The 21,763-nt window shown below is 34.3% G+C and carries 24 protein-coding genes; 9 read left to right on the plus strand and 15 right to left on the minus strand.

Annotated elements, in window-relative coordinates:
• Positions 1-6 precede the first annotated feature (6 nt).
• A complete protein-coding gene (locus H7350_RS10555) occupies positions 7-1,014 on the plus strand; it encodes a hypothetical protein (RefSeq protein ID WP_204345875.1) in 1,008 nt (335 codons plus the stop codon).
• On the opposite strand, the gene H7350_RS10560 is transcribed toward H7350_RS10555, so the two are convergent.
• The 5 genes from H7350_RS10560 to H7350_RS10580 all read right to left on the minus strand — a co-directional run bounded on the left by H7350_RS10560 (position 1,011) and on the right by H7350_RS10580 (position 3,873).
• Entirely contained in the window at positions 1,011-1,286 is a 276-nt protein-coding gene (locus H7350_RS10560; protein WP_204345876.1) for a hypothetical protein, read from the minus strand. The two genes, H7350_RS10555 and H7350_RS10560, sit on opposite strands and share 4 nt — an antisense overlap.
• A 77-nt stretch (positions 1,287-1,363) precedes the next feature.
• On the minus strand, positions 1,364-1,873 hold the full coding sequence (locus H7350_RS10565; RefSeq protein ID WP_204345877.1) for a DUF3124 domain-containing protein: 510 nt from the start codon (positions 1,871-1,873) through the stop codon (positions 1,364-1,366).
• Positions 1,874-2,036: 163 nt separating this feature from the next.
• The gene (locus tag H7350_RS10570; protein WP_204345878.1) at positions 2,037-2,465 is read right to left on the minus strand and encodes a DUF4268 domain-containing protein; all 429 of its coding nucleotides are present in this window, start codon (positions 2,463-2,465) and stop codon (positions 2,037-2,039) included.
• Between the two features lie 2 nt (positions 2,466-2,467).
• Positions 2,468-3,142 (minus strand): ZIP family metal transporter, encoded by a 675-nt coding sequence (locus H7350_RS10575; RefSeq protein ID WP_204345879.1) that lies wholly within the window; start codon positions 3,140-3,142, stop codon positions 2,468-2,470.
• Positions 3,142-3,873 carry an SAM-dependent methyltransferase gene (locus H7350_RS10580; RefSeq protein WP_204345880.1) on the minus strand — a complete coding sequence of 244 codons (732 nt, stop codon included), beginning with the start codon at positions 3,871-3,873 and terminating at the stop codon, positions 3,142-3,144. Before H7350_RS10580 ends, H7350_RS10575 begins: the two co-directional genes overlap by 1 nt.
• Positions 3,874-3,972: 99 nt before the next feature.
• Between H7350_RS10580 and H7350_RS10585 the strand changes: the two genes are divergently transcribed.
• Entirely contained in the window at positions 3,973-5,133 is a 1,161-nt protein-coding gene (locus H7350_RS10585) for a THUMP domain-containing class I SAM-dependent RNA methyltransferase (protein ID WP_204345881.1), read from the plus strand.
• A 25-nt stretch (positions 5,134-5,158) separates the two neighbouring features.
• Here H7350_RS10585 and H7350_RS10590 read toward each other — a convergent pair whose 3' ends face one another.
• From H7350_RS10590 to rlmD, 3 genes are read right to left on the minus strand one after another with little or no spacing between them, the layout of a single operon-like run.
• Positions 5,159-5,908 (minus strand): DUF6048 family protein, encoded by a 750-nt coding sequence (locus H7350_RS10590; RefSeq protein WP_204345882.1) that lies wholly within the window; start codon positions 5,906-5,908, stop codon positions 5,159-5,161.
• Entirely contained in the window at positions 5,874-6,425 is a 552-nt protein-coding gene (locus H7350_RS10595) for a DUF6452 family protein (RefSeq protein WP_204345883.1), read from the minus strand. Before H7350_RS10595 ends, H7350_RS10590 begins: the two co-directional genes overlap by 35 nt.
• A 14-nt stretch (positions 6,426-6,439) precedes the next feature.
• The gene (gene rlmD, locus H7350_RS10600) at positions 6,440-7,852 is read right to left on the minus strand and encodes a 23S rRNA (uracil(1939)-C(5))-methyltransferase RlmD (protein WP_204345884.1); all 1,413 of its coding nucleotides are present in this window, start codon (positions 7,850-7,852) and stop codon (positions 6,440-6,442) included.
• A gap of 106 nt (positions 7,853-7,958) precedes the next feature.
• On the opposite strand from rlmD, the gene H7350_RS10605 reads away from it, so the two are divergent.
• From H7350_RS10605 to rocD, 4 genes are all read left to right on the plus strand, one after another.
• Positions 7,959-8,465: a hypothetical protein gene (locus H7350_RS10605; RefSeq protein WP_204345885.1), complete on the plus strand. Its 507-nt coding sequence runs from the start codon at positions 7,959-7,961 to the stop codon at positions 8,463-8,465.
• Positions 8,462-9,010, plus strand: a complete 549-nt coding sequence (locus H7350_RS10610; protein ID WP_204345886.1) for an RNA polymerase sigma factor — start codon at positions 8,462-8,464, stop codon at positions 9,008-9,010. The genes H7350_RS10605 and H7350_RS10610 overlap by 4 nt, the downstream gene beginning before the upstream one ends.
• Before the next feature lie 42 nt (positions 9,011-9,052).
• Positions 9,053-9,436: a DUF6768 family protein gene (locus tag H7350_RS10615; protein WP_204345887.1), complete on the plus strand. Its 384-nt coding sequence runs from the start codon at positions 9,053-9,055 to the stop codon at positions 9,434-9,436.
• A gap of 138 nt (positions 9,437-9,574) precedes the next feature.
• A complete protein-coding gene (gene rocD, locus H7350_RS10620; RefSeq protein ID WP_204345888.1) occupies positions 9,575-10,855 on the plus strand; it encodes an ornithine--oxo-acid transaminase in 1,281 nt (426 codons plus the stop codon).
• A gap of 72 nt (positions 10,856-10,927) precedes the next feature.
• On the opposite strand, the gene H7350_RS10625 is transcribed toward rocD, so the two are convergent.
• Genes H7350_RS10625 through H7350_RS10635 form a run of 3 tightly spaced genes read right to left on the minus strand, consistent with a single transcriptional unit; the run spans position 10,928 to position 13,465 of the window.
• Positions 10,928-11,266, minus strand: a complete 339-nt coding sequence (locus H7350_RS10625) for a CCC motif membrane protein (protein WP_204345889.1) — start codon at positions 11,264-11,266, stop codon at positions 10,928-10,930.
• Positions 11,267-11,277: 11 nt separating this feature from the next.
• Positions 11,278-11,565: a DUF2752 domain-containing protein gene (locus H7350_RS10630; protein ID WP_235989331.1), complete on the minus strand. Its 288-nt coding sequence runs from the start codon at positions 11,563-11,565 to the stop codon at positions 11,278-11,280.
• 46 nt (positions 11,566-11,611) lie between these two features.
• Complete coding sequence (locus H7350_RS10635; protein ID WP_204345890.1) at positions 11,612-13,465, minus strand: T9SS type A sorting domain-containing protein; 1,854 nt, start codon at positions 13,463-13,465, stop codon at positions 11,612-11,614.
• Positions 13,466-13,614: 149 nt separating this feature from the next.
• Between H7350_RS10635 and H7350_RS10640 the strand changes: the two genes are divergently transcribed.
• Positions 13,615-13,794 (plus strand): hypothetical protein, encoded by a 180-nt coding sequence (locus H7350_RS10640; RefSeq protein ID WP_204345891.1) that lies wholly within the window; start codon positions 13,615-13,617, stop codon positions 13,792-13,794.
• Positions 13,794-14,345: a Smr/MutS family protein gene (locus H7350_RS10645; RefSeq protein WP_204345892.1), complete on the plus strand. Its 552-nt coding sequence runs from the start codon at positions 13,794-13,796 to the stop codon at positions 14,343-14,345. Before H7350_RS10640 ends, H7350_RS10645 begins: the two co-directional genes overlap by 1 nt.
• Positions 14,346-14,347: 2 nt before the next feature.
• On the opposite strand, the gene H7350_RS10650 is transcribed toward H7350_RS10645, so the two are convergent.
• The gene (locus H7350_RS10650; RefSeq protein ID WP_204345893.1) at positions 14,348-15,274 is read right to left on the minus strand and encodes a hypothetical protein; all 927 of its coding nucleotides are present in this window, start codon (positions 15,272-15,274) and stop codon (positions 14,348-14,350) included.
• A gap of 134 nt (positions 15,275-15,408) precedes the next feature.
• On the opposite strand from H7350_RS10650, the gene H7350_RS10655 reads away from it, so the two are divergent.
• The gene (locus H7350_RS10655) at positions 15,409-16,554 is read left to right on the plus strand and encodes a cysteine desulfurase family protein (protein WP_204345894.1); all 1,146 of its coding nucleotides are present in this window, start codon (positions 15,409-15,411) and stop codon (positions 16,552-16,554) included.
• Here H7350_RS10655 and H7350_RS10660 read toward each other — a convergent pair.
• From H7350_RS10660 to H7350_RS10670, 3 genes are read right to left on the minus strand one after another with little or no spacing between them, the layout of a single operon-like run.
• Entirely contained in the window at positions 16,551-17,495 is a 945-nt protein-coding gene (locus H7350_RS10660; RefSeq protein WP_204345895.1) for a hypothetical protein, read from the minus strand. The genes H7350_RS10655 and H7350_RS10660 overlap by 4 nt on opposite strands.
• Positions 17,496-20,033: a TonB-dependent receptor gene (locus tag H7350_RS10665; RefSeq protein ID WP_204345896.1), complete on the minus strand. Its 2,538-nt coding sequence runs from the start codon at positions 20,031-20,033 to the stop codon at positions 17,496-17,498.
• Entirely contained in the window at positions 19,987-21,672 is a 1,686-nt protein-coding gene (locus H7350_RS10670) for a M23 family metallopeptidase (protein WP_204345897.1), read from the minus strand. Before H7350_RS10670 ends, H7350_RS10665 begins: the two co-directional genes overlap by 47 nt.
• Positions 21,673-21,763: the final 91 nt, after the last annotated feature.

A 21,763-nucleotide genomic window follows, 5' to 3' on the forward strand; every position in this document is an offset into this window, starting at 1 on the left:
AATATTATGAATTTAAAAAAGATTCTTTTTTCTATTTTAATTGTCATGTCGTTTTTATCTGTTTCTTCTCAAGAGAAAACACACGAAAAGCTTGGCAATCTTATTTTAAAGTCTGTGAGAAATAATGACGCCGACCTATTTAAAACACTTATCATTCCTGAAGCAGCCGTTTGGGAAAACTTAAAAAAGTTATATGCTTCCGAATGGACTAAAGAGCAGGAGCAACAAGCATTTTTAGATTTATCTGATAATTACAGACAAACCATTGAAAATGATTTTATGACAAAATTTTCAAAGATGGTGTCGAAAACAAAATTGTTTGATTTAGATTTTAACTCTGTGAGTTATGAAGTTTTAAATGAACATGATGCCTTTGATAAAACAATTGGAGTTGTTAGGATATTTGGAACTATAGAACATCAGAAATTCAAGTATTTTTCCTTTGGAATGATTGAATATCAGAATCAGTTTTACCTTGTAGATCCTAGAGTTGATATTTCCGAAGTTAATAAATATTCAGAACGTGATTTTTTAAATAGTGTTGTGTTGTCAGCTGATGACGAGGGCAAAATTCAGTCAGTAGGCTCGCTGAGAATTAACTCTCAAAAGAGTGATGCTATCATGTTTCAATGCATTATTGATAATCTGATCTTATTTGGCGTTGAGGAGCAATATATTAGTAAGGAGCCTTCAAAAGCATCATATTTAAAAGGCGAATGGCAATTTCCTTATCGTATAAATGATACTGAGAATTATATCGGAACAGTCAGTTTTAATTTTGAATATACTTTAGAAAAAGGAATTCTTACATACAAGTATTACAACTATCGTCATAATACTGATGATTCAGATTACAAATCATTAGGTCTGTTGCCTTTTGAATATAACGACTTTGTAGCTCAGGTGTTCACTCAAAATGAATATTATGAAATGTTATATGATACTGAAATTAACGTGAAATTAGCAATTAAGCGATTAAATCAGATTGTCGATAAATGCCATCAAGATTTCTAGGATAAAACAAAAAAATAGATGAATATTACGATAATCACTGTCAAGCTGAAAACAATACTAAAGTTTTTGCGTTTCTCAGATTTTAAATTGGCTTTAATAGAATGCTTAAGATTTTCTAATTCGTCATGTTCTAAAGACGGAAAATTGTATTCGGTTTTCGATTCCGAATCTTTATAATTCAGGTGATTTTTACTGAACTTTCCTTTAGCTTGCTCTTTGCGATCGGCTCTTCGTCTTTGGGTTGCTTTAAACTGGCTTAAACTTCCGTTCATACTTTATAATTTGAACTATAGGTCTGTATAAACCTACGAATGTTACATTACCAGAAACTAAGATGTATAAATAGTTGTTATTTTAAACGTACAGCTTGCGTAGTAAACGACAAACCTTGTTGACCTACAGTAGAATTCATAATGCCCTCAAATAGAGGTTCAGGACTATCTTCAGGAATAAGCCATTCGAAAATAAAATTTGAACCTGTACCACCTTCAATATCGAGTTCGTCAATAATAATTTCGGTAGTTTCAAGAGGTGCTAAAAATATAGGAGTGTCAAAATAGGTTCTAAGTAAAACGCCATGCGTATCGTAATATTTTGCACTCGTCAAGTAAATTGTATCTCGGTCACTTACGTTTCTCAAACTTGCCATAGCAGTCAGATTATGCGTTTTATGTTGAGAAATGCTATAAATTTGAGAATAGATAGACAGGTATGATTTTCCGTAGTTTAATGAATCTTTAGAGGACAAGTCAATCTGACGTTTATTCCAGTTTTCAGAATGAAAAACATCGGTATCTTTAGTTGATTCGCAACTAGATATTAAAACTATACAAAGCAATAAGCTTAAAAATGTTTTCATAATTAAAGGCACTACTATTATCCACCTAAATATAATAATAGTTTTGAATTTTAGAGAATTATTCCCAGCATTTACATCAGAAAATTTAAGGGTTGAGCTTAATAAGCTTATGTGTGCAGTGTGTTATGAAAGTTTTTGAAGAAAAAGGCTTCAATAGTGTTAGCTATGGTTCTAAAATATCTCGATAGGTTTCGAAAAAATCTTCAAACTTTCCCATTGTAGTGTTGAAAAAGACCATAACCTCTTGCCAGGTTTGCTTATTATGTATAGAAACTTTGTGATCTAATGGAACATAAATTCTTGACAGTTCTTTACCATTGTCAAGGTAGTATTCTTCTTCATAAATGACATCTGGTAAGTACTCATTTCGAAGTAAGGTTTCTAATGATTTAAGTTTTTCCCAGTAGTTAATACGGTTTTCTAAATCATCCTCAAGGTCTAAAGCGACCAACGCCTTTTTGGTATCAAAATGGAACTTAAACGAGAAGCCTTTAATTTTCGTATCATAGAGAATCCATTTTCTGGGAAATGACTTGCCAAAACTGGTCCAGAATTCTTGTCTGAGAATGCGACTTTCTTCTTTTGAAAACATAATTAGATGGTAAATGCGATTCCGACGCCTAAGATAATTGCTATTAACTTTGAAAGATTAAATTTATGTCCTTCGCTACTTTCAAATAAAATGGTTGTAGAAATATGAAAAAAGATACCGATGACTAAAGCATTTATTTTGTTTAAATGTACATGATTAAGATCTGTAGCATTAGAAATATAAGTTCCTAAGGGAGTCATTAAAGTAAAGATTATTAAGAAACTAGCTATTTGTAGTTTGCTGAAACTCGACTGGATTAAAAAAGCCGAAATTAAAGCAGCAATTGGAATTTTATGAATCAGAACACCATAAACCATATCATTATGTTCATGTATAGGAAACCCCTCTAAAAAACTATGTAAACATAAGCTAATAAATAAAAGCCAGGGGAAGTTCGTTTCACTTTTATGAATGTGAACATGACCATGTTCGGCACCTTTTGAAAAAAATTCTAAAACAATTTGTAATAAGATACCACACATGATAAACAATCCTGTGGTCTTGGCTTCAAGATGATCATACACTTCTGGTAGTAAATCAAAAAGTGTGAGTGCTAATAAAAAAGCACCACTAAAAGAGAGTAGGAGTTTTGTATAAATGGTGTTTTTTTGCTTGGTAACCAATGCTAAAGCAATTCCTATGCCTACAGCTAATATGGGAAGTAAATACGACTGCATTATTTAAAAATCATGACTAGGCGTTCAGATGTGTTTGCATCATACCTCTTAAGTTTATAATCTCCAAAGACATCCAGTAAATGGACACCTGCTTTTTCAAAAAGGATTTGAAAATCTTCCAATGTAAATGCTTTTACACGTTCTTGAAAATTGAAATGTTCACCTTCAGAAGAAAATGAAATATCCTTAATGATATACCCATCTTTAAGGCTTCTTTTCTGAATAAAATCAATACCACCAACGGTTTTTACATTTTCAGGAACCAAATTATTAATAACATAATTGCTGTTCATGAAATCGATAACTCCAAAACCAGAAGCGTTAAGATTAGCTTTAATAGCTTCAATAGTTTTTAGATTATCCGTTTCTTTTTCAAAATATCCAAAGCTGGTAAACATATTAAATACAGCATCAAACTGTGTTTTATATGGTTTACACATATCATGAACTTCAAAGTGAAGTGTGTCATTTTCAAACTGCTTAGCATAGGCTATGCTATTTTCAGATAAATCAACACCAGTTACGTTGTAGCCTAAACTATTTAGATAAACCGAATGTCTGCCTTTACCACAAGCTAAATCTAAAATGTCGCCACCTTCAGGAATATTAAGATATTCGGTGAGATTATCCATAAACTGCTGTGCTTCTACATGATCCCTATCCTTATATAAAATGTGGTAAAACGGTGTATCAAACCATGAAGCATACCATTGTTGCGTGTTTTCTGTCATAAGTAATTCACATCATCCCAAAACTTAGGGAGTAATCTCTTTAAATCATCTTTGAAACCACAAAAATACTTTATTTTTGCTACCTATTAGTCGTACAGCATGGAGAATAATTATAAAATGGTTGCAAAAACCTTATATGGTTTTGAAGAATTATTAGAACGTGAACTCATTCAATTAGGCGCTATGGAAGTAAAAAAAGGCGTTAGAAATGTGAGTTTTGTTGGAGATAAAGGCTTTATGTATAAAGCAAATCTGTCACTTCGTACTGCTATAAAAATTCTTAAGCCTATTAAAACTTTTCGTGTCGTAAATGAACAGGATTTATATGATCGTGTTTATAAAATGCCATGGAATGAATTTCTTAAACCTACTGGTAGCCTGGCTGTAGATGCAACAGTACATTCTAAAGCATTCACACATTCCAAATACGTGGCGTTAAAAACCAAAGATGCTATTGTTGACAAATTTAGAGATACCGACGGACAACGACCTAATGTTGATTTGCGCTTTCCGGATTTAAAAATCAACGTTCATATCGATAGACAAGTTTGTACCATTTCTTTGGATACTTCGGGAGAATCACTGCACAAACGCGGATATAAAACAGCCACAAATATAGCACCTATTAATGAAGTGCTGGCAGCAGGCTTAGTCATGTTATCAGGATGGGATGGACAATCTGATTTTATGGACCCTATGTGTGGTAGTGGTACTATATTGGCAGAAGCTGCTATGATAGCCTGTAATATTCCGCCAAATTTAATGCGTAAAGAATTTGCCTTCGAGCGTTGGCAAGATTGGGATGTTGACCTTTTTGAAAAAATAGAAGAGTCCTTACTTAGTAAAACCAGAGATTTTCATCATAAAATGATAGGTTATGATAAATCGCCTAGTGCAGTATCAAAAGCCAAAGCCAATATTAAAAATGCGCACCTTGATGATTTCATAACGATTCATCATGACGATTTTTTCAAGACAGAAAAATCAGGAGATCAAAAATTACATATGGTATTTAATCCGCCTTATGGTGAGCGTCTGGATATCAATATGGAAACATTTTACAAGGAAATTGGAGATACCTTAAAACAAGGATATCCCGGAACTGAAGCCTGGTTTATTACATCAAATTTAGATGCGCTAAAGCATGTTGGATTACGACCTTCAAGAAAAATTCATTTATTCAATGCTAAATTAGAATCGCGCTTTGTGAAGTATATCATGTATGAAGGTAGTAAGAAAGGAAAGTATATGACTAACTAATGTATGAGAATACGATTAGTCGTATTTACTTATCCTCTTCAATAACGACTTTTTTGTCTTTTTTATAAATAGGAATTAAGTACGATATCGTGTACCCGAAACCAATACCAAAACGACCACTATCATACGTTCGATTAAATCCAGGAACATAAAGATTTTCAAATCCTGGAGGTTGATCTTGACTAATCATCGATTTGAGTTGTACATTTAAGCCGCCATATAAATTAGGTAAGAGTTCAGCTTTAAAACCTACAATTAATTCGGCCCAGATTCCAGTAAGACCTTTAATTTCAGTACCAGGATTCTCAGAGTATTGCTCTCCCCAATACTGATCGGTATTATATATTGTAAAACTGTTAATGGTTTGGCTAAAACTGCTTACACCAACTCTAAAGCCTGTATATATCATATTTTGCATATCCAGCCAGTTGGTATAGGTGTTGTAATCAATACCTGCTTTAAAATAGCTTCCGTTAGCTGTGACATCTAAAAACGTATTTGCAATGCGGCGTTGTTCAGTTCCGAGTTCACCAGCTATATATAGATTTTTACTTAAGCGATAGTCTCCATTTATTTCAAAACCTGTATAATCTTTGTCAACAGCAGATCGAATGATTCTACCAACATCACCACCTAGTCTGATACCGTATTTCTGTTTGTAAATAAGCGTATCTGATACTGATGTATTGTCTTCGTCTTGCGCCTGTGATGTTAACGGAAACAACATCACAATTATCATACTAGTGATAAATAATAATGTGTGCTTCGTTTTCATTGTCTATAGTTTCGTTTAAAATCTCAGTATTTACAATCCAGTTATCGGCATCGCTTTCTCTTATAATACTTCCAGTAGGTCCTATTTCAAAAATGCTTTTATAGCCACATGCTCTTGACACATAAATGAATTCAGGTGTATAAGTTACTGCTATAATATCGATGTTAGAATCATTATCAGGGTTTTCATTATCACCATAATCAGCATCGCTTTCCAGTTGGAAACGGGTAGTCGTAATTAGGTTTTCTTCCTGAAAGCGTAACGGGAGAACAATTGAGTCGGTGTTAACTCTTGTAAGAATAGGATCACCATCTAATGGAACACCATCGTCATCAAGCCCCTTAATTTCTAACTGTCTGACTTGTTTGGTCTCGTCCTGGTTATTAATATCATAAAATCGAATGATTAAATGTGGTGTCGTTAACGTAGATTCAGCGCAAATATCATCACGTTCACAACTCAAAGCTATAACTGCTATGAGTGTGATACAACTGAAAAGGGCTATTATTCGTTTCAATATCTAAAATTTAATTAACGTTTTTCTAAAAGTACAACATTCTCAACATGATGTGTTTGCGGAAACATATCGACAGCCTGAGTTTTTGTGATTTTATAAAGGTCTTTCATTAGTGCCAAATCTCTAGCTTGGGTTGCACTGTTACAACTTACATAAACTATTTTTTTTGGCGCAATATTTAATATTTGATTAACAACGTCTTTATGCATTCCGTCACGAGGCGGATCAGTTATAATCACGTCTGGAACTCCATTTTGCTCAATAAACTCTGCGTTAAATACATTTTTCATATCACCAACATAAAAGTCAACGTTTTCAATGCCATTTAATTGTGCGTTTTCTTTAGCAGCTGTAATGGCATCAGGAACGGCTTCTACACCAACTACATGCTTGGCTTGTTTGGCAACAAATTGCGCAATGGTTCCTGTACCTGTGTATAAATCATACACGAGTTCGTCACCATTTAAGCCTGCAAAATTTCGTGTGATTTTATATAATTCATAAGCTTGAGCAGAATTAGTTTGGTAAAATGATTTCGCATTAATCTTAAACTTTAAACCTTCCATCTCCTCAAAGATGTAGTCTTTTCCTTTATAGCAAATGACATTCTGGTCGTAAATTGTATCGTTAGCTTTTTCGTTTATAACATATTGTAATGATGTGATCTGCGGAAATGTGCCAGCGATGTAGTCGAGGAGTAACTCACGTTTTTCTTTATCGTCTTTAAAAAACTGAAGCATTACCATAAGGTCACCAGTTGACGATGTACGAATCATCATCGTACGAAGTAAACCTGTTTGGTTGCGCGTATTAAAAAACTCTAAACCATTGGTCACAGAAAACGATTTAACGGCATTTCTAATCGCATTAGACGGGTCTTCTTGCAACCAGCATTTATTAATATCTAAGATCTTATCCCACATCCCAGGAATATGAAAACCGAGAGCGTTTCTATCACCTAAATCTTCATCAGATTGTACTTCTTCAATTGTTAGCCAACGACTATCACTAAATGAAAATTCCATTTTATTACGGTAGAAATACTGTTCGGCAGAGCCTAAAATAGGTGTGACTTCTGGTAATTCTAGATGTCCGAGACGCACCAGGTTATTAGTCACTTCCTTTTGTTTGTATTCTAACTGGAATTTATAATCCATATCTTGCCATTTACAGCCACCACAAACACCAAAATGCTCGCATTTAGGATCTGTACGCTTAGTAGATAAGGTGTGAAATTTTATGGCTTTTCCTTCAAAATATGCCTTACGCTTTTTAAAGGTTTGTACATCTACAACATCGCCAGGAACAGCGTTGGGTAAAAAAATTACGCGGCCATCAGGAGCTTTAGCAATTGTTTTTCCTTTTGCGCCTGCATCGATGACTTCGATGTGTTCGAAAATTTGTCGTTTAGTTTTGCGTCTTGCCATGATGCAAAAATAATAATCGCAAGAGATAAACTATACCGAAATACAATTATCTTTATAAAACTTCAAAATAAAATGAACCTTTTCGTTTTTTCGACGTCTTTAGAGTATGAAAGTGATAAATATACATCAGCGATTAATACACCAACCTAAAACTGAAATTGCTAAATTATTTCAGACATTGGCAACTTCCGAAGATAAAATTTGGCCCAAAGAAAAGTGGCCAGCAATGCGATTGAATGATGGCTTGCAAATTGAAAGTCAAGGCGGTCATGGGCGAATCAGGTATACCGTTGTAGATTTTAAACCAGGGTTTTATATTAAATTTCAGTTTACTAAACCTATTGGCTTCCAAGGAATACATAAGTTGACCATCAAGGAGGAGAGTGTAACGACCACTGAAATTAGGCATGACATTAAAATGGAAACAAAGTCTGTAAAAGCAACTTTCTTATGGGTTTTTATCATACGATGGCTGCATGATGCGCTTATTGAAGATGCTTTTGACAAAGTAGAGCAGCATTTTTCCTCATCAGAAACGACGACTTCTTATAATCTATGGGTAGCGTGTTTAAGATATTTATATAAAAGAAAAGGAGCAATTAAACATAATTGAATACAAACAAACATAGCGATAAAAAGTTAATCAAATCGTATTTAGCAGGCGAGCAGCAGGCTTTGGCACTATTGGTTGAACGTTGGCATTTAATTTTTTGTAAAAAGGCATACTGGATTGTTAAAGATGCCGATTTATCTAAAGATGTAGCGCAAGAGAGCTGGAGTACAATCATTGCTCAGTTACATACACTTCAAAATCCATCAAGTTTTAAACCATGGGCTCTTAGAATTGTATTTAACAAAGCTATGGACGCATTTAGAAAGCAAAGTAGAGAACGGTTAGAACTTAATGCATTAAAAAATAAGCCTAATTCTACTGCTGAAGTAAATGACGATCGCACACAATTAAAAGAAATGTTATTAAAAGCGATTAAAACATTACCTGAGCAACAACAACTTGTGGTGAGACTTTTTTATAATGAAAACTATTCTTTAAGAGAAATGAGCGCGATGTTGGATATTTCTGTTGGAACAGTAAAATCGAGGTTGTTTCATGCAAGAGAAGCATTAAAACTAATTTTAAAACACAAACACTATAAATAGTAATCGCAGTTATTTACTGTGATTTAATTAAATAATTGAATTATGAAAACACAAATGGACGATATTGACCAATTGATTAAAGACACATTAACCGAAGAAGAAGCAAAGTTCTATGATGACCTTGAAGAGCAAAATGTACTTGGTATGCTCGGAGGCTTATTTACAGGAAAGAATAAATGGATTATCATTTTAATGAATATCATGACCTTGGTATTCTTTGGATTATTCCTGTATTGTGTTGTTAATTTTTTTGATACTACAGATATCAAAGCGCTATTAAAATGGGGATTAGGTAGTGTAGTTTTTTTAATAGGTGTAAGCATGCTAAAAATATTTGCTTGGATGCAGATGGATAAAAATGCAATTCTGAGAGAAATGAAACGCCTAGAATTGCAAGTTTCCTCTTTGTCAGGAAAAATTTCGTAATAAGATTTTAAATCATAGTTTAAAATTATTAATTTGCCAGTTCTAGGGATGATTTCTCTCCCACGCTGCTTTTTCGGATTCTTCGAAAAAATAAAGGTATAGAAGGAATGGTTATTTTTTAATTAAAACTAAATAAAAATGGCTGTTTTAGACCAATTAACTTCGCAACAAGCGATCGATTTAGAAAACAAGTATGGCGCACACAATTACCATCCATTACCAGTAGTACTGAGTAGAGGAGAAGGTGTCTATGTATGGGATGTAGAAGGAAAACAGTATTATGATTTCCTATCTGCATATTCGGCAGTAAATCAAGGGCATTGTCACCCTAAAATTGTAAATGCAATGACAACTCAAGCACAAACTTTGAGTTTAACGTCCAGAGCATTTTATAATGACATGCTTGGTAGATATGAGAAATATGCTTCTGAGTATTTCAATTTCGACAAGTTATTACCTATGAACACTGGAGCCGAAGCTGTTGAAACAGCTTTGAAAATTTGTCGAAAGTGGGCTTACGAAGTCAAAGGTATTGATGAAAACGAGGCTCAAATTATTGTATGTGAAAATAATTTTCACGGACGTACAACAACGATAATTTCATTTAGTAACGATCCTGTAGCCAGAAAGAACTTCGGACCATATACTGACGGGTTTATAAAAATCGAGTATGATAATCTACAAGCTCTTGAAGCAGCATTAAAAAGCAATTCTAATGTAGCGGGATTTTTGGTTGAGCCTATTCAAGGTGAAGCTGGAGTGTATGTTCCTAGTGACGATTATTTAGCAAAAGCTAAAGCCTTATGTGAAGCCTATAATGTATTGTTTATTGCTGATGAAGTGCAAACAGGAATAGCAAGAACTGGACGCTTATTAGCAGCCTGTGGTAATTGTAGTTGTGAAAACAAGAATTGTTCAGGAACTCCTGAGGTTAAACCTGATATATTAATTCTAGGTAAAGCTTTGTCTGGAGGCGCGTATCCTGTAAGTGCTGTGATGGCTAATGATCCTATCATGAATGTGATTAGGCCTGGAAATCATGGTAGTACTTTTGGAGGTAATCCAATTGCTGCTGCAGTTGCAATGGCTGCTTTGGATGTTGTTCGTGATGAAGAATTAGCTGAAAACGCCTACCAGCTTGGAGAATTATTCCGAAGTGAATTAAATAGATATATCGAAACAAGTTCTATTGTAAATCTTGTAAGAGGAAAAGGCTTGTTAAATGCGATTGTTATTAATGATGATGAAGAAAGTGATACAGCCTGGAATATCTGTTTAGCTCTTCGTGATAACGGTTTATTAGCAAAACCTACGCATGGTAACATCATTCGTTTTGCACCTCCTTTAGTGATGACAAAAGAAGAACTTTTAGATTGTGTCTCAATTATAATAAAAACATTAAAGCAATTTGAAGTTTAAGAATTTCAACTTTAAGTTATAAAAAAAACCTCAATGTACATTGAGGTTTTTTTTATGGAAATTTAAATCATACTATTGATCCATCATCTCACGTAATTTTTCTTGCATTAACTCTTGGTCTTGTAATGTTTCCCAACCAAAAGTCATAATTGCCCAAATGGTTAAAATTAAATACAGTACACTTAAGACCAATCCTATGATAGCTAATATTTTTCCGATTTTTACATTTTGAAATCCAGTGTATAATTCTGGGTTTTCTGAATAAGTAGCAGTTGCCTTATTTGCGAGTACCAAGGTGACAACACCTAAGACAATACCAACCACTCCATAACAACAGCAGGTTAATATTGATAAAATTCCTAATACTAAAATAAGTGTTGCGTTTTGTAATGGTTCTTGATGTTGGTTCATGTGTTTTATGATTAGTTAAAAAAAGTTTTAAAGATAAAGTTGCCAACTATTAATATAGCGTTCATTAGTGCCAAAATAATAATAATTTTATAAGCATGCTTAAAATTTCTAAAGTAATTTATGAAGATGACAGCTATCAATGCAATTAAGCTATATATGGCTGGGTACATATGAAATGCTGCAACAAAGTCACCATTAAGGATGAATGCTATTGAGCGTTGCATACCACAACCCATACAATCCAATCCGAAAATTTTTTTATTCAAACATGGTAGCATGTAGTCCTCTGGAGACATCATATAGATACATTTGTCTCAAAAATAATAAAAATAGAACAAAGAGAATTTAGTTCTTTATAATTACTTTTTTAGAAATCACTTGATTATTTTCAGTATGAATTGACGCCACATAAACACCGTCACTCAATGATTTGGTTGAGTAGTGGTAATTAGATTGGTTACCAACATGTGTAGCGCTTATGACGCTTTTTCCTGAAATATCAAATACAGATACCGACTGGATATCAAGGCCATTAGGATTTAAAATGGTTAATACAGAATCTTTAGTATTCTGGAAGACATCAAAATCTTCGTCAGTAATTTCAGTAGTACTCAATGTTTCAGACTGGAACGTAATTTCAAAACGTGAATCATATATTCCAGATGGTAAATTGATACTGTAATTTTGTGTTCTTAAATCCACATAAATGTTTTCATCTATATCATGTAAAAATATAGGCTGTGATACATCAAAATTTTGTACATCAAAAACTCCAAATCTTAACAACTGTTGATTTTCAAGAGTTAAAACTAATGGAATTCTAAGCTCAAGCTCAAAGTTATGTGCTTGAATTACATAGTTTTCATTGTCTTGAATCCAGTTTATATCAGATGCATTAGATTCGGGCATTTTTGCTTCTAATCCATAGTCAAAGCCTTCAGTAGCACTGCTATGAAAATTTGCAAGTAGCTCTCTTGAGTATAGATCATTAAAACTCGTTAGAATTCTAAAGCGTTTATATTCTGAAGGAACTAAGAAATAACCATTCTCATCATATTGACTATCTACTGTATTATCATCATTATTATCTGAGGTAGTTCTGAAAAACTCACTATTAGTTGATGTTTCTTTGTAGAAATTACGATGTGAATTTTTAACATAAACTAAGCTAGTAGATGGTATTCCTACTGCGCCTTCTACCATAAATCCTTGACCAATAGGGATATATCTTCTAGCTACATGAGATCCTGACCCAGCAGGTGGAGTTCCAGCAACTGACCCATCAGATAGATGGAATTGATATGGAGCTGCAACAAAAGATTCTACTATGTTATCAGATCCATCAGGTTGAGTACAAGTATAAGAAGCATAACCTCCAACATAATCCTCAATGTAATGTGAGTTAGAGTTTGGTGCCTGTTCCCAATAATACAAAGCTCCAGTTGTAGACGGAACCACAGGGTTGACTTCATCTAGGTTTACATTTTGAGGATCCCATAAAAAATCAGCAGCATCAAGAGCTGAAGGATATGGATTACCCATGAATGTAAATTGCTCTGAAGCAATATTATTTGTTATAGTACCACTATTTGGTTTTCCTCTAAAATCATAACGTTGAGAACTTGCACCAGCAACTAAAGAAGTTCCCATGCCTTTCATAGTAAATCCTAGACCTGTTGGTATATTTGAGGTCTCATCGATGCTTACCCATTCTGAATATTCATCGGAAACTACAAATGTATATAGCCAACGACTAGAGATAGTAAGTGGAGATGAAGTTCCATTGTAGGCAGTTATAAAAGCGGCATCAACACTTGATGTCAAGCCAGTAGATTCATCAATCAAATTAACTCTCGCAGCTTCATTACCATTAGTGTTTGAATTGTTACCAATAGGCGAACACCAATAATTATAAGCCCATTGATTGGTATTTCCTTCTTGATAAACACTAAGCTCTCCTTCTCCAGAATTTCCAGTAGTACCAGTTCCTTGAATAATCTGAGCTTCATTTCTAAGATAGATGCGGCTACCTGGCTCAACAATATTCACTTCATCGGTCACAAATAAAGGTGCTACTCCAGCTGCATCAGTAAAGCCTGCGCCATCTACAAAAATATATGATGATTGTCTTACCGTTAATTGAGCAGAAGCACAAAACGATAAAAGTATTGCAAAAAATAATAGTACATGATTTCTCATATTCAATGGATTTAATAGGTCATATTTATTAATAAATACGTAGGGATTATTTCAAATATAGCCAAAAAATACACATTAAATGATAGATTTAGATTCATAAAATCGTATTTTCGATGAATATTAAACTATTTCCGATAACAAACGTACTTATGCCTAGATTTGTGAGTTATATTTTAATCGTAATTGGCGGAATTATAGCTATTTACGCTCAAGCAGAAGCCGATCAAAATCAGTATATTTTGATTGCTGGAATCGCAGTTTTAATGATTGGGATTTATAGTGTCTCTCGACGCATTCCAAGTAAAAAAGATCAAGAAGAGGAGTTGTAATGAGTTTTAAAATTGGTGATATAGTTTCTGTTTTAGATGATGATATAACCGGAGTCGTCACTAAAATTTCTGACAATAATCTTACTATTGAAACTTTTGACGGTTTTGAAATGGAGTTTTCAATTTCTGAAGTTATTAAAGCTAAATCCTTTAGTTCGAACGTGTTTATGAATACTGATCTCAATACTGTAATTAGCGAAAAAGAACAGTTTCAAAAACGTAAATCGGTAAAAGTTAAACCTAAAGAGCGAAATCTTCCAGCGATGGAGGTCGATTTACACATTCATCAAATCACGACATCAAACAAGTATATGAATAATTATGATATGCTCAACCTGCAGCTGGATACTGCGAGACATAAATTAGAATTTGCTATAAAAAAGCGTATTCAAAAGGTTGTATTTATTCATGGCGTAGGCGAAGGCGTGCTAAAAGCAGAGTTGGAGTATCTTTTTGGTCGGTATGATAATGTTAAGTTTTATCCTGCCGATTATCAAAAATATGGTTTAGGTGCTACTGAAGTGTATATCTATCAAAATATAAACCCATAATGCTAGTCGTCATCCTCAGGTAAGGTGAATGAAAGTGTGTAGGTGCCTAAAATAATTTCGTCTGTATTTAAAATCTCAATATTTGCATTTATAATGGTAACATATACAGAGATAGATCTGGTATAATCGGTTTCTAAAGATTCATTTTGAATAAATTCATCAGTTGCCATAGGATCAAGATACCTTGGAACATTATTAACACCTCCAGACTCATCAAAATCATTTAAGGGTGAAATGCCTACATCGTCGGTATCTTCGTTTCTCGTTAACACACCATCATCGTCGTCATCATTATCAAGGTAGTTAGCTATACCATCTCCATCAGAATCTAAAGCATTATCAAGCTCGGTGTCTTCATCAAAATTTGGGTTTTCAGCCGAAGTTAAAATATTATCATTATCGTCATCTTCGTCAATGTAATCTGCTAAACCATCGCCATCGGTATCCTGTGCATCAGGATAAGTACCATCTTCGGCCTGAGCGCCTCTGCCTTCATATTCCGAAGGAATTCCATCATTGTCATCATCTTCAAAAGTAGATACAAATATTGCTTGAGCTCCAGATCCAGCTTCATAATCATTAACTATGCTCGTACCAGGTTCTGGGATTTCTTGGCATAATAAGTCTTCAGGATCTCCGTCATAGGTTCTGTAATTGAAGCGTATGGTATTTTCGTTGATTGTTAATTCTACTGTATCTCCACTAAACTCTGGATTGAAAATTGCTCTGGTAGCATCATTTACAGGGAAAATAAGACTTAAGGATTCGTTAGGGTTTGTTTTAGAATCATACAATACATAGCTGTCACTATCGTCGTCACCACAACGTTCTAGGACTTCATCAAATTCTAAATCTACTGTAAAAACATCACCATCATCACAAGAAAGAGCTAAGAGTCCTAATACACAGATATAAAAAAATTGTCGCATTGTCATAGATTTTAAAGCAAAAATAAAAGATTTGATTGTTTAACGTGTTGCTTTAACAAATTATTTTGTTGCCTTGTTTTATAAGTTTTAAAAACAGTATTAATGTTGCATCTTTGCAGTATAATTGAATAGTTATGAAAACGGTTTATTTTGATAATGCTGCGACCACATGTATTCGTGATGAAGTGATTGATCGTATGACTGAAGTAATGAAATTTAACTTTGGAAATGCTTCATCTTCACATTCTTACGGAAGACAATCTAAAGCATTAATCGAATCTTCCAGAAAACGAATTGCATCACATTTTAATGTGTCTGCTGCAGAAATTGTGTTCACATCCGGAGGCACTGAAGCAGATAATTTAGTCCTTAGAAGTGCTGTAAGAGACTTAGGTGTGACAACCATTATAACCTCTAAAATAGAGCATCATGCGATCTTACACACTCTTGATCAGCTTGTAGAAGAGTACGGAATTGATGTTAAACATGTGGACTTGAATGCCAAAGGCGATGTGAGTATAACACATTTAGAATCCTTGCTGAAATCTAACTCTAAGCAGTTAGTATCTTTGATGCATGTGAATAATGAAATTGGAAACAAGTTAGATTTAAAAGCGGTAGCAACTTTGTGCAAATCGTATGATGCCCTTTTTCATAGTGATACTGTACAGTCTGTTGGGCATTATAAACTCGATTTGCAAGATATTCCAATTGATTACCTTGCTGCCAGTGCTCATAAGTTTCACGGCCCTAAAGGTGTTGGTTTTGCGTTTCTTCGTAAACATAGCGGACTACGAGCAACTATCTTTGGAGGCGAACAAGAAAGAGGATTACGTGCAGGCACCGAATCAATTCATAACATTGTTGGACTTGATGAAGCCTTACATATGTCTTATATACATCTCGATGCTGAGCGTGTTTATATTCAAGAGCTTAAAGCATATTTTATAGAGCAACTCAAAGCTGCGTGTCCTAATGTGTCATTTAATGGTCAATGTGAAGATTCAGAAAAAAGCACCTATACTTTAGTAAATGTTTGCTTACCAATGGCTCCTGAAAAAGCAAGCTTGCTACAATTTCAATTAGATTTAAAAGGGATTGCTTGTTCTAGAGGAAGTGCTTGCCAGAGTGGAAGTTCGCAAAACTCTCATGTGCTTACTGAAATTTTAGATGATGAGCATATAAAGCGACCTTCAGTGCGTTTTTCATTTAGTAAGTACAATACAAAAGAAGAAGTTGATTATGTGATAGAAGTCTTAAAGGCGTTTATTACAGATTAATCATCTTCGTTCATAATTTCCATACAACGTTTTGAGAGTTTGAAAGTTTTGCCATTAAATTCAAATAAACAGCTGCATGACTTAGGTTTAAGCTGTCCGTCGGCATCTCTCTCGCCATCATTAGAAGTACCACCTGTCCAGTACGTATTGTATTCTTCATTAGAGCAAAAACAGTCTTCTGATAAATCGTCGGTTATATAAAATACCGAAAGAGATTTAGAGGCCTTGTCAAAAAAGATTTTCTGGTCGTAAAACCTAGAGTCTATGGTGTACTCAAAGTCTAAAACAAAATCCTTTGTTTCAAAATGTACCAAAGAAACATAATCAACATAACATGCTCCACAAGTTCTCACATTTCCGATAAGTACGTAATAAGTTGTTCCTGAATGTGTAAACGATCGTATATCGTTATAGCCATTGCCTTCAAAAACTGCAGGATCTTGTTGTTCTCTTGCCTTCCAAACATCGTAAACCCGAGATTCAATAAAATGATCTTCGTTTAAGTAAAACATCCATGACTCACGAAACTGATAAGAGCCTCCGGCTTTACCATCAATAGAAAAGTTATATAGTTTGTTGTCATCAGATTTTACAACAGCCAGATTATCATTGAAAGCCGTTGTTAAATCAAGTGTTACAGCTTTTTTGTGAGCTAAAACCTGTTTGAGAGATTCTTCAATTTTACTTTGAATAATCCCGATAGCATCAAAATTTCCTAGTGAGTCTGTAATTTTTACAGGTTCATCAAACTCTTTAATCAAGTCTTCACGAGTTAGTTTTAAGAATTTGGGAGTATAGTAATGCTCGCCATGAGATCGAAGTGAATCATATACCGTAAGATATGTGTTTAAGGTTTGAATCGATTTTTTTAAGGATTTAGTTTGTGCTGAAGCTGATAAACTATAAACAGAAAGACATATGATGAACAGTAATTTTTTCATTTAAAAACGAGTCGATACTCTCACATTAAATACGCGAGGTGTTAGAAAATTTGGAATGGCAAATTGACGTTTGCTATACACATCCCGAACCCAAGTGTTGGTAATGGTGTTTTGTGCATTAAACATGTTGAAAATCTCCACGCCAACAGAGAGTTCTTTAAGCTTTTGTTTCCATTTTGAGGTGTAGGTTTTATTTGGGTCAACTAAAACATACGATATTCCTAAATCGGCACGTCTGTAATCACGTAATCGGGTTTGGAAATCATAAGGATCTGCATAACTAGGTGAACCTCCAGGAACACCAGTGTTATAAACGAGATTTAAATACATTTTTAAATCAGGAATATTTGGCACATAATCCTGAAATAGAATTCCGAATTTTAAACGTTGATCTGTTGGTCGAGCTATAAATCCGCGATCATCAATATTCTCTTCAGTTTTCAAATACCCAAAACTAAACCAGCTTTCAGTACCTGGAACAAACTCTCCGTTAAGCCTTAAATCTAATCCGTAGGCATAGGCTTCAGCATTGTTTTTGGCTCTGTAACGAATTCTAACGTTTTCTAAGGTGTAAGGGTTAACATCACTTAAATGTTTGTAATAGGCTTCGGAAACGAGCTTAAATGGACGGTCCCAAAGTCTGAAACTATATTCATTACCCAGTACCAGATGAAATGATTTTTGAGCTTTAACATCAGGCTGTACAACACCTGAAGAGTCACGTAGCTCGCGATAAAAAGGAGGTTGATAATAAACGCCACCAGCAATTCTGAATAACATATCCTTTTCCCAGTTGGGCTTAATAGCAAATTGAGCTCTTGGGCTAAATACGGTTTGAGTAGAGGAGGAGACGCCTTCCTGATTTGGAACATCACTATTTACGGTCCAATTGTGAACACGCACACCAGCATTGTAAAACACTTCGTTTTCGCCTAACATGCTACGTTTGCTCCATTGTGCATACGCTTGCAGTCTATCAATTTGAACCGCATTTGTAGCTCTTACATTTTGAAATGCGACCAGCGGACCTTCAAAAGGTTCGTAAGGTTGCTCGTTAGAAAAATCAAATATTGGTGGTCTTACCGAAAAACCTGCGCTATCAATAACTTCCCATTCTACCAAACGGTCTCTAATGTCTTCGTGTGTATATTTCACTGACCATTCTAGTGTACTTTCGTCATCTAATTTATAATCACCTTTGTGTTCTACATTAAAGATAAGTGCATCCAAATCGTTTCTGGCATGTGTTAGTTGAGAGCCTATACCTTCTGAAAATTCAACTTCTCCTAGGTTTTCATCTCCAATATTGCTGTTAACTTCACCAAGACGGTATTGTGCTAAAATATCGAAATACTCTTCTTCGGTTGTATGATATGCCGAAGCGATGAGTTTTAAGGTTAAATCATCATTTACAAAATAGTTACCTTTAAAAGCTCCAAAGGTTGTTAAATACTGGTCCTTTTCCTGGCCTTCATAAAAGACCAAAAGCGCTATAGGTTCGTCAAGAGTACCAAAATTTGTTTGTCTGTTTTTAGGTTTAAACGTGTATTTGTTGAGTGATACATTTCCGAGGAAATTTAAATGAAATTTATCTGAGAATTTATAAGTCAAATATGTCTGAGCATCAGCAAAAACAGGTCTTACATTAGTTTCAGTTTCAAGAGAATTAATGAGTAAACTATTATCTCTGTAACGTAATCCAACAATACCCGAAAACTTAGAATCCTTGCTAACAGTTTCAGCAGCAACACTTCCACCAAGTAAACTTGCATCTGCCCGAACACCAAAACGAACTGGGTTTCGGTAGGTAATATCTAAAACAGAAGACAGTTTATCACCATATTTTGCTTGGAATCCACCTGCGGAAAAATCTACATTTTGAACCAAATCGGTATTGACAAAGCTCAAACCTTCTTGTTGTCCCGAACGAATTAAAAAGGGACGATACACTTCAATTTCGTTAACGTAAACCAGGTTTTCGTCAAAGTTTCCACCGCGAACCGAATACTGCGTACTTAATTCATTTGAAATATTAACACCAGGTAAAGTTTTTAAAATATTCTCTACACCTGGCTGCGCACCTTTAATTGTTCTAATTACTTCAGGAGTTATGGTGACCACACCATCTACCTGCTGCCTCGTGTTTCCGTTTATGACCACAGCTGCAATTTGCTCAATTTCAACATTCATCACAGGATTGAACTCAATTTCTTGTCCGTTCTTTAAATTGAACTTCGCCTCAACACGTTTATGACCAATATGTGTGTAAACAATAGTGATATCGGTATCCGAAGGGATTTTTATAATATAAAATCCATTGTCGTTAGTGGTTGTTCCGTTGTTCCCTGCTTTGATATTAACTCCAGATATTGGGAGATTTCCATCATCTAAAATAATCCCTCTAATGGTAGCGGTCTGGGATATTCCGAAAAACGAAAAACCCAATAGGGTAATAAGTAGTGTGATATTTAGCTTCAAAAGGTGTTTTTTTTTATTTTCTATAAAAGGTTGTCTCAAATGTAGTACTATTTCCAACATTATCGGTAACAATTATTTTGAGATTATTTTCAGTCGTTGTACTTATGTTGTCTTGAAAATCATAAGTTAAGGTGTCTTTTTTATAATCGTATTCCATTAAAATCCATTGTCCGTTAATAGTTGCCCGATAGTTGCTTATGCCTGATAAATCATCATCAATTTTAACTTTTAAGTGGGAGAGTTTACTTAACCATTTTCCATCTTGAAAGTTGACTGGTTGAATTGTCGGACTAACAGTATCTCTTGCTAAAGCGAATGTTCCTAAAGATTTAGTTCTTGCTGATAATAAATTGCCAATGCGTTTGGTACTTATGTAGTTTGGTCTTTGATAGTAGCCATACAAACTGGCTATAAATAATTTATCTTTTTCGTCATCTGCATAGTTTTTAATATCATAAGTAATGGTGTAACTTTTGGTTAATGGAACGACATCTCTATGTAGTTTTAACGTGTCATTAGAAACGTCAAAAGCAATATGAAAATCGTCATAAAAGGTGTTTTTAGGAAAATAAACTTTAACGTTATTTTGTTCTAATTCATTGACTTGATTGGCTAAAATATAGGTGTTAGGTTTTAACTCTGGAGCTTCAAGAACTTCTTTTGCAGGTTTTCCTTTTATAGGAATTGAAAGCCAGGTTTCATTACCTTTAAAATCACGCAAACGTACTTTGTATACTGAATTTGTACTGTCTTCAACTTTAATATACCCATGATTATCAACATCTTTTAGCATGCTCAAAGTGTTGCCAGACTGAACGAATAATTTTTGTACTCTGGATTTTTTTTCTTTGAAAATTTCAAAATCGATATAACGATTAAGATGTCTGGTTTCATTAAAACTGAAACGTTTAAAATCCATTTCAAAACTCTTATTACCATTGTAAAAGGTTTGAATATTGTTGAGTCCGTTTTTATTATGTGCCAGATCTTGCTGGTCATAGCTTACAATTCCGAAACCTATCTCACCAAGAGCTTCAATGGGTTCGGTATTATAATCGCCGTTTTTTAAAGGGATTAAACGTAATTCTTTGCGCGTCTTTGAATCTTCGACGTGTGAATTTCGGTTTTTAGGATAGGCATAAACGGCAGAAATAAAAGGGCGTTTAGTATCTTTAATATCAATTCCAAAGAGCATAGGATTGATAGGGCGCTCTTCATTATCTCTAATTTCAAAGTGTAAGTGTGGTCCACCAGAACTCCCACTGTTTCCAGAAAACGCAACAACCTCATCAGCAGCTACAGGTAATTCGTTAGGAGAAGGAAACATTTCTACCTCATAACTTTCTTTTTCATATTGACAGGCCTTAACATATTTTTCAATTTCAGGAGCAAACTTTTTTAAATGCGCATACACACTCACATAACCGTTTGGATGTGTTATGTAAAGCGCTTTTCCGTAGCCATAATGAGAAACCTTGATGCGGCTAACATAGCCTTCGGCAGCTGTATATACGTTTAAACCTGTTCGCTGTTGTGTTTTGATATCTAGACCAGAATGAAAATGATTGGAACGTAATTCGGCAAAAGAACCAGAAAGAACTAAAGTTACGTCCAGAGGATTTCTAAAATAATCTTGTGGATATGGTGATTGACTATAACAAAATTGACCGATAAAGACTAAGGCAAAAAGATATTTCATATTCATAATAGACTACGTTAATGTTATTAACGTAAAAATATTGATTTTAATTTAATATAGAAAATATTCTATATAAGTTCATTTGAACATA

It is taken from the genome of Psychroserpens algicola, assembly GCF_014526325.1.
Classification (GTDB): domain Bacteria; phylum Bacteroidota; class Bacteroidia; order Flavobacteriales; family Flavobacteriaceae; genus Psychroserpens; species Psychroserpens algicola.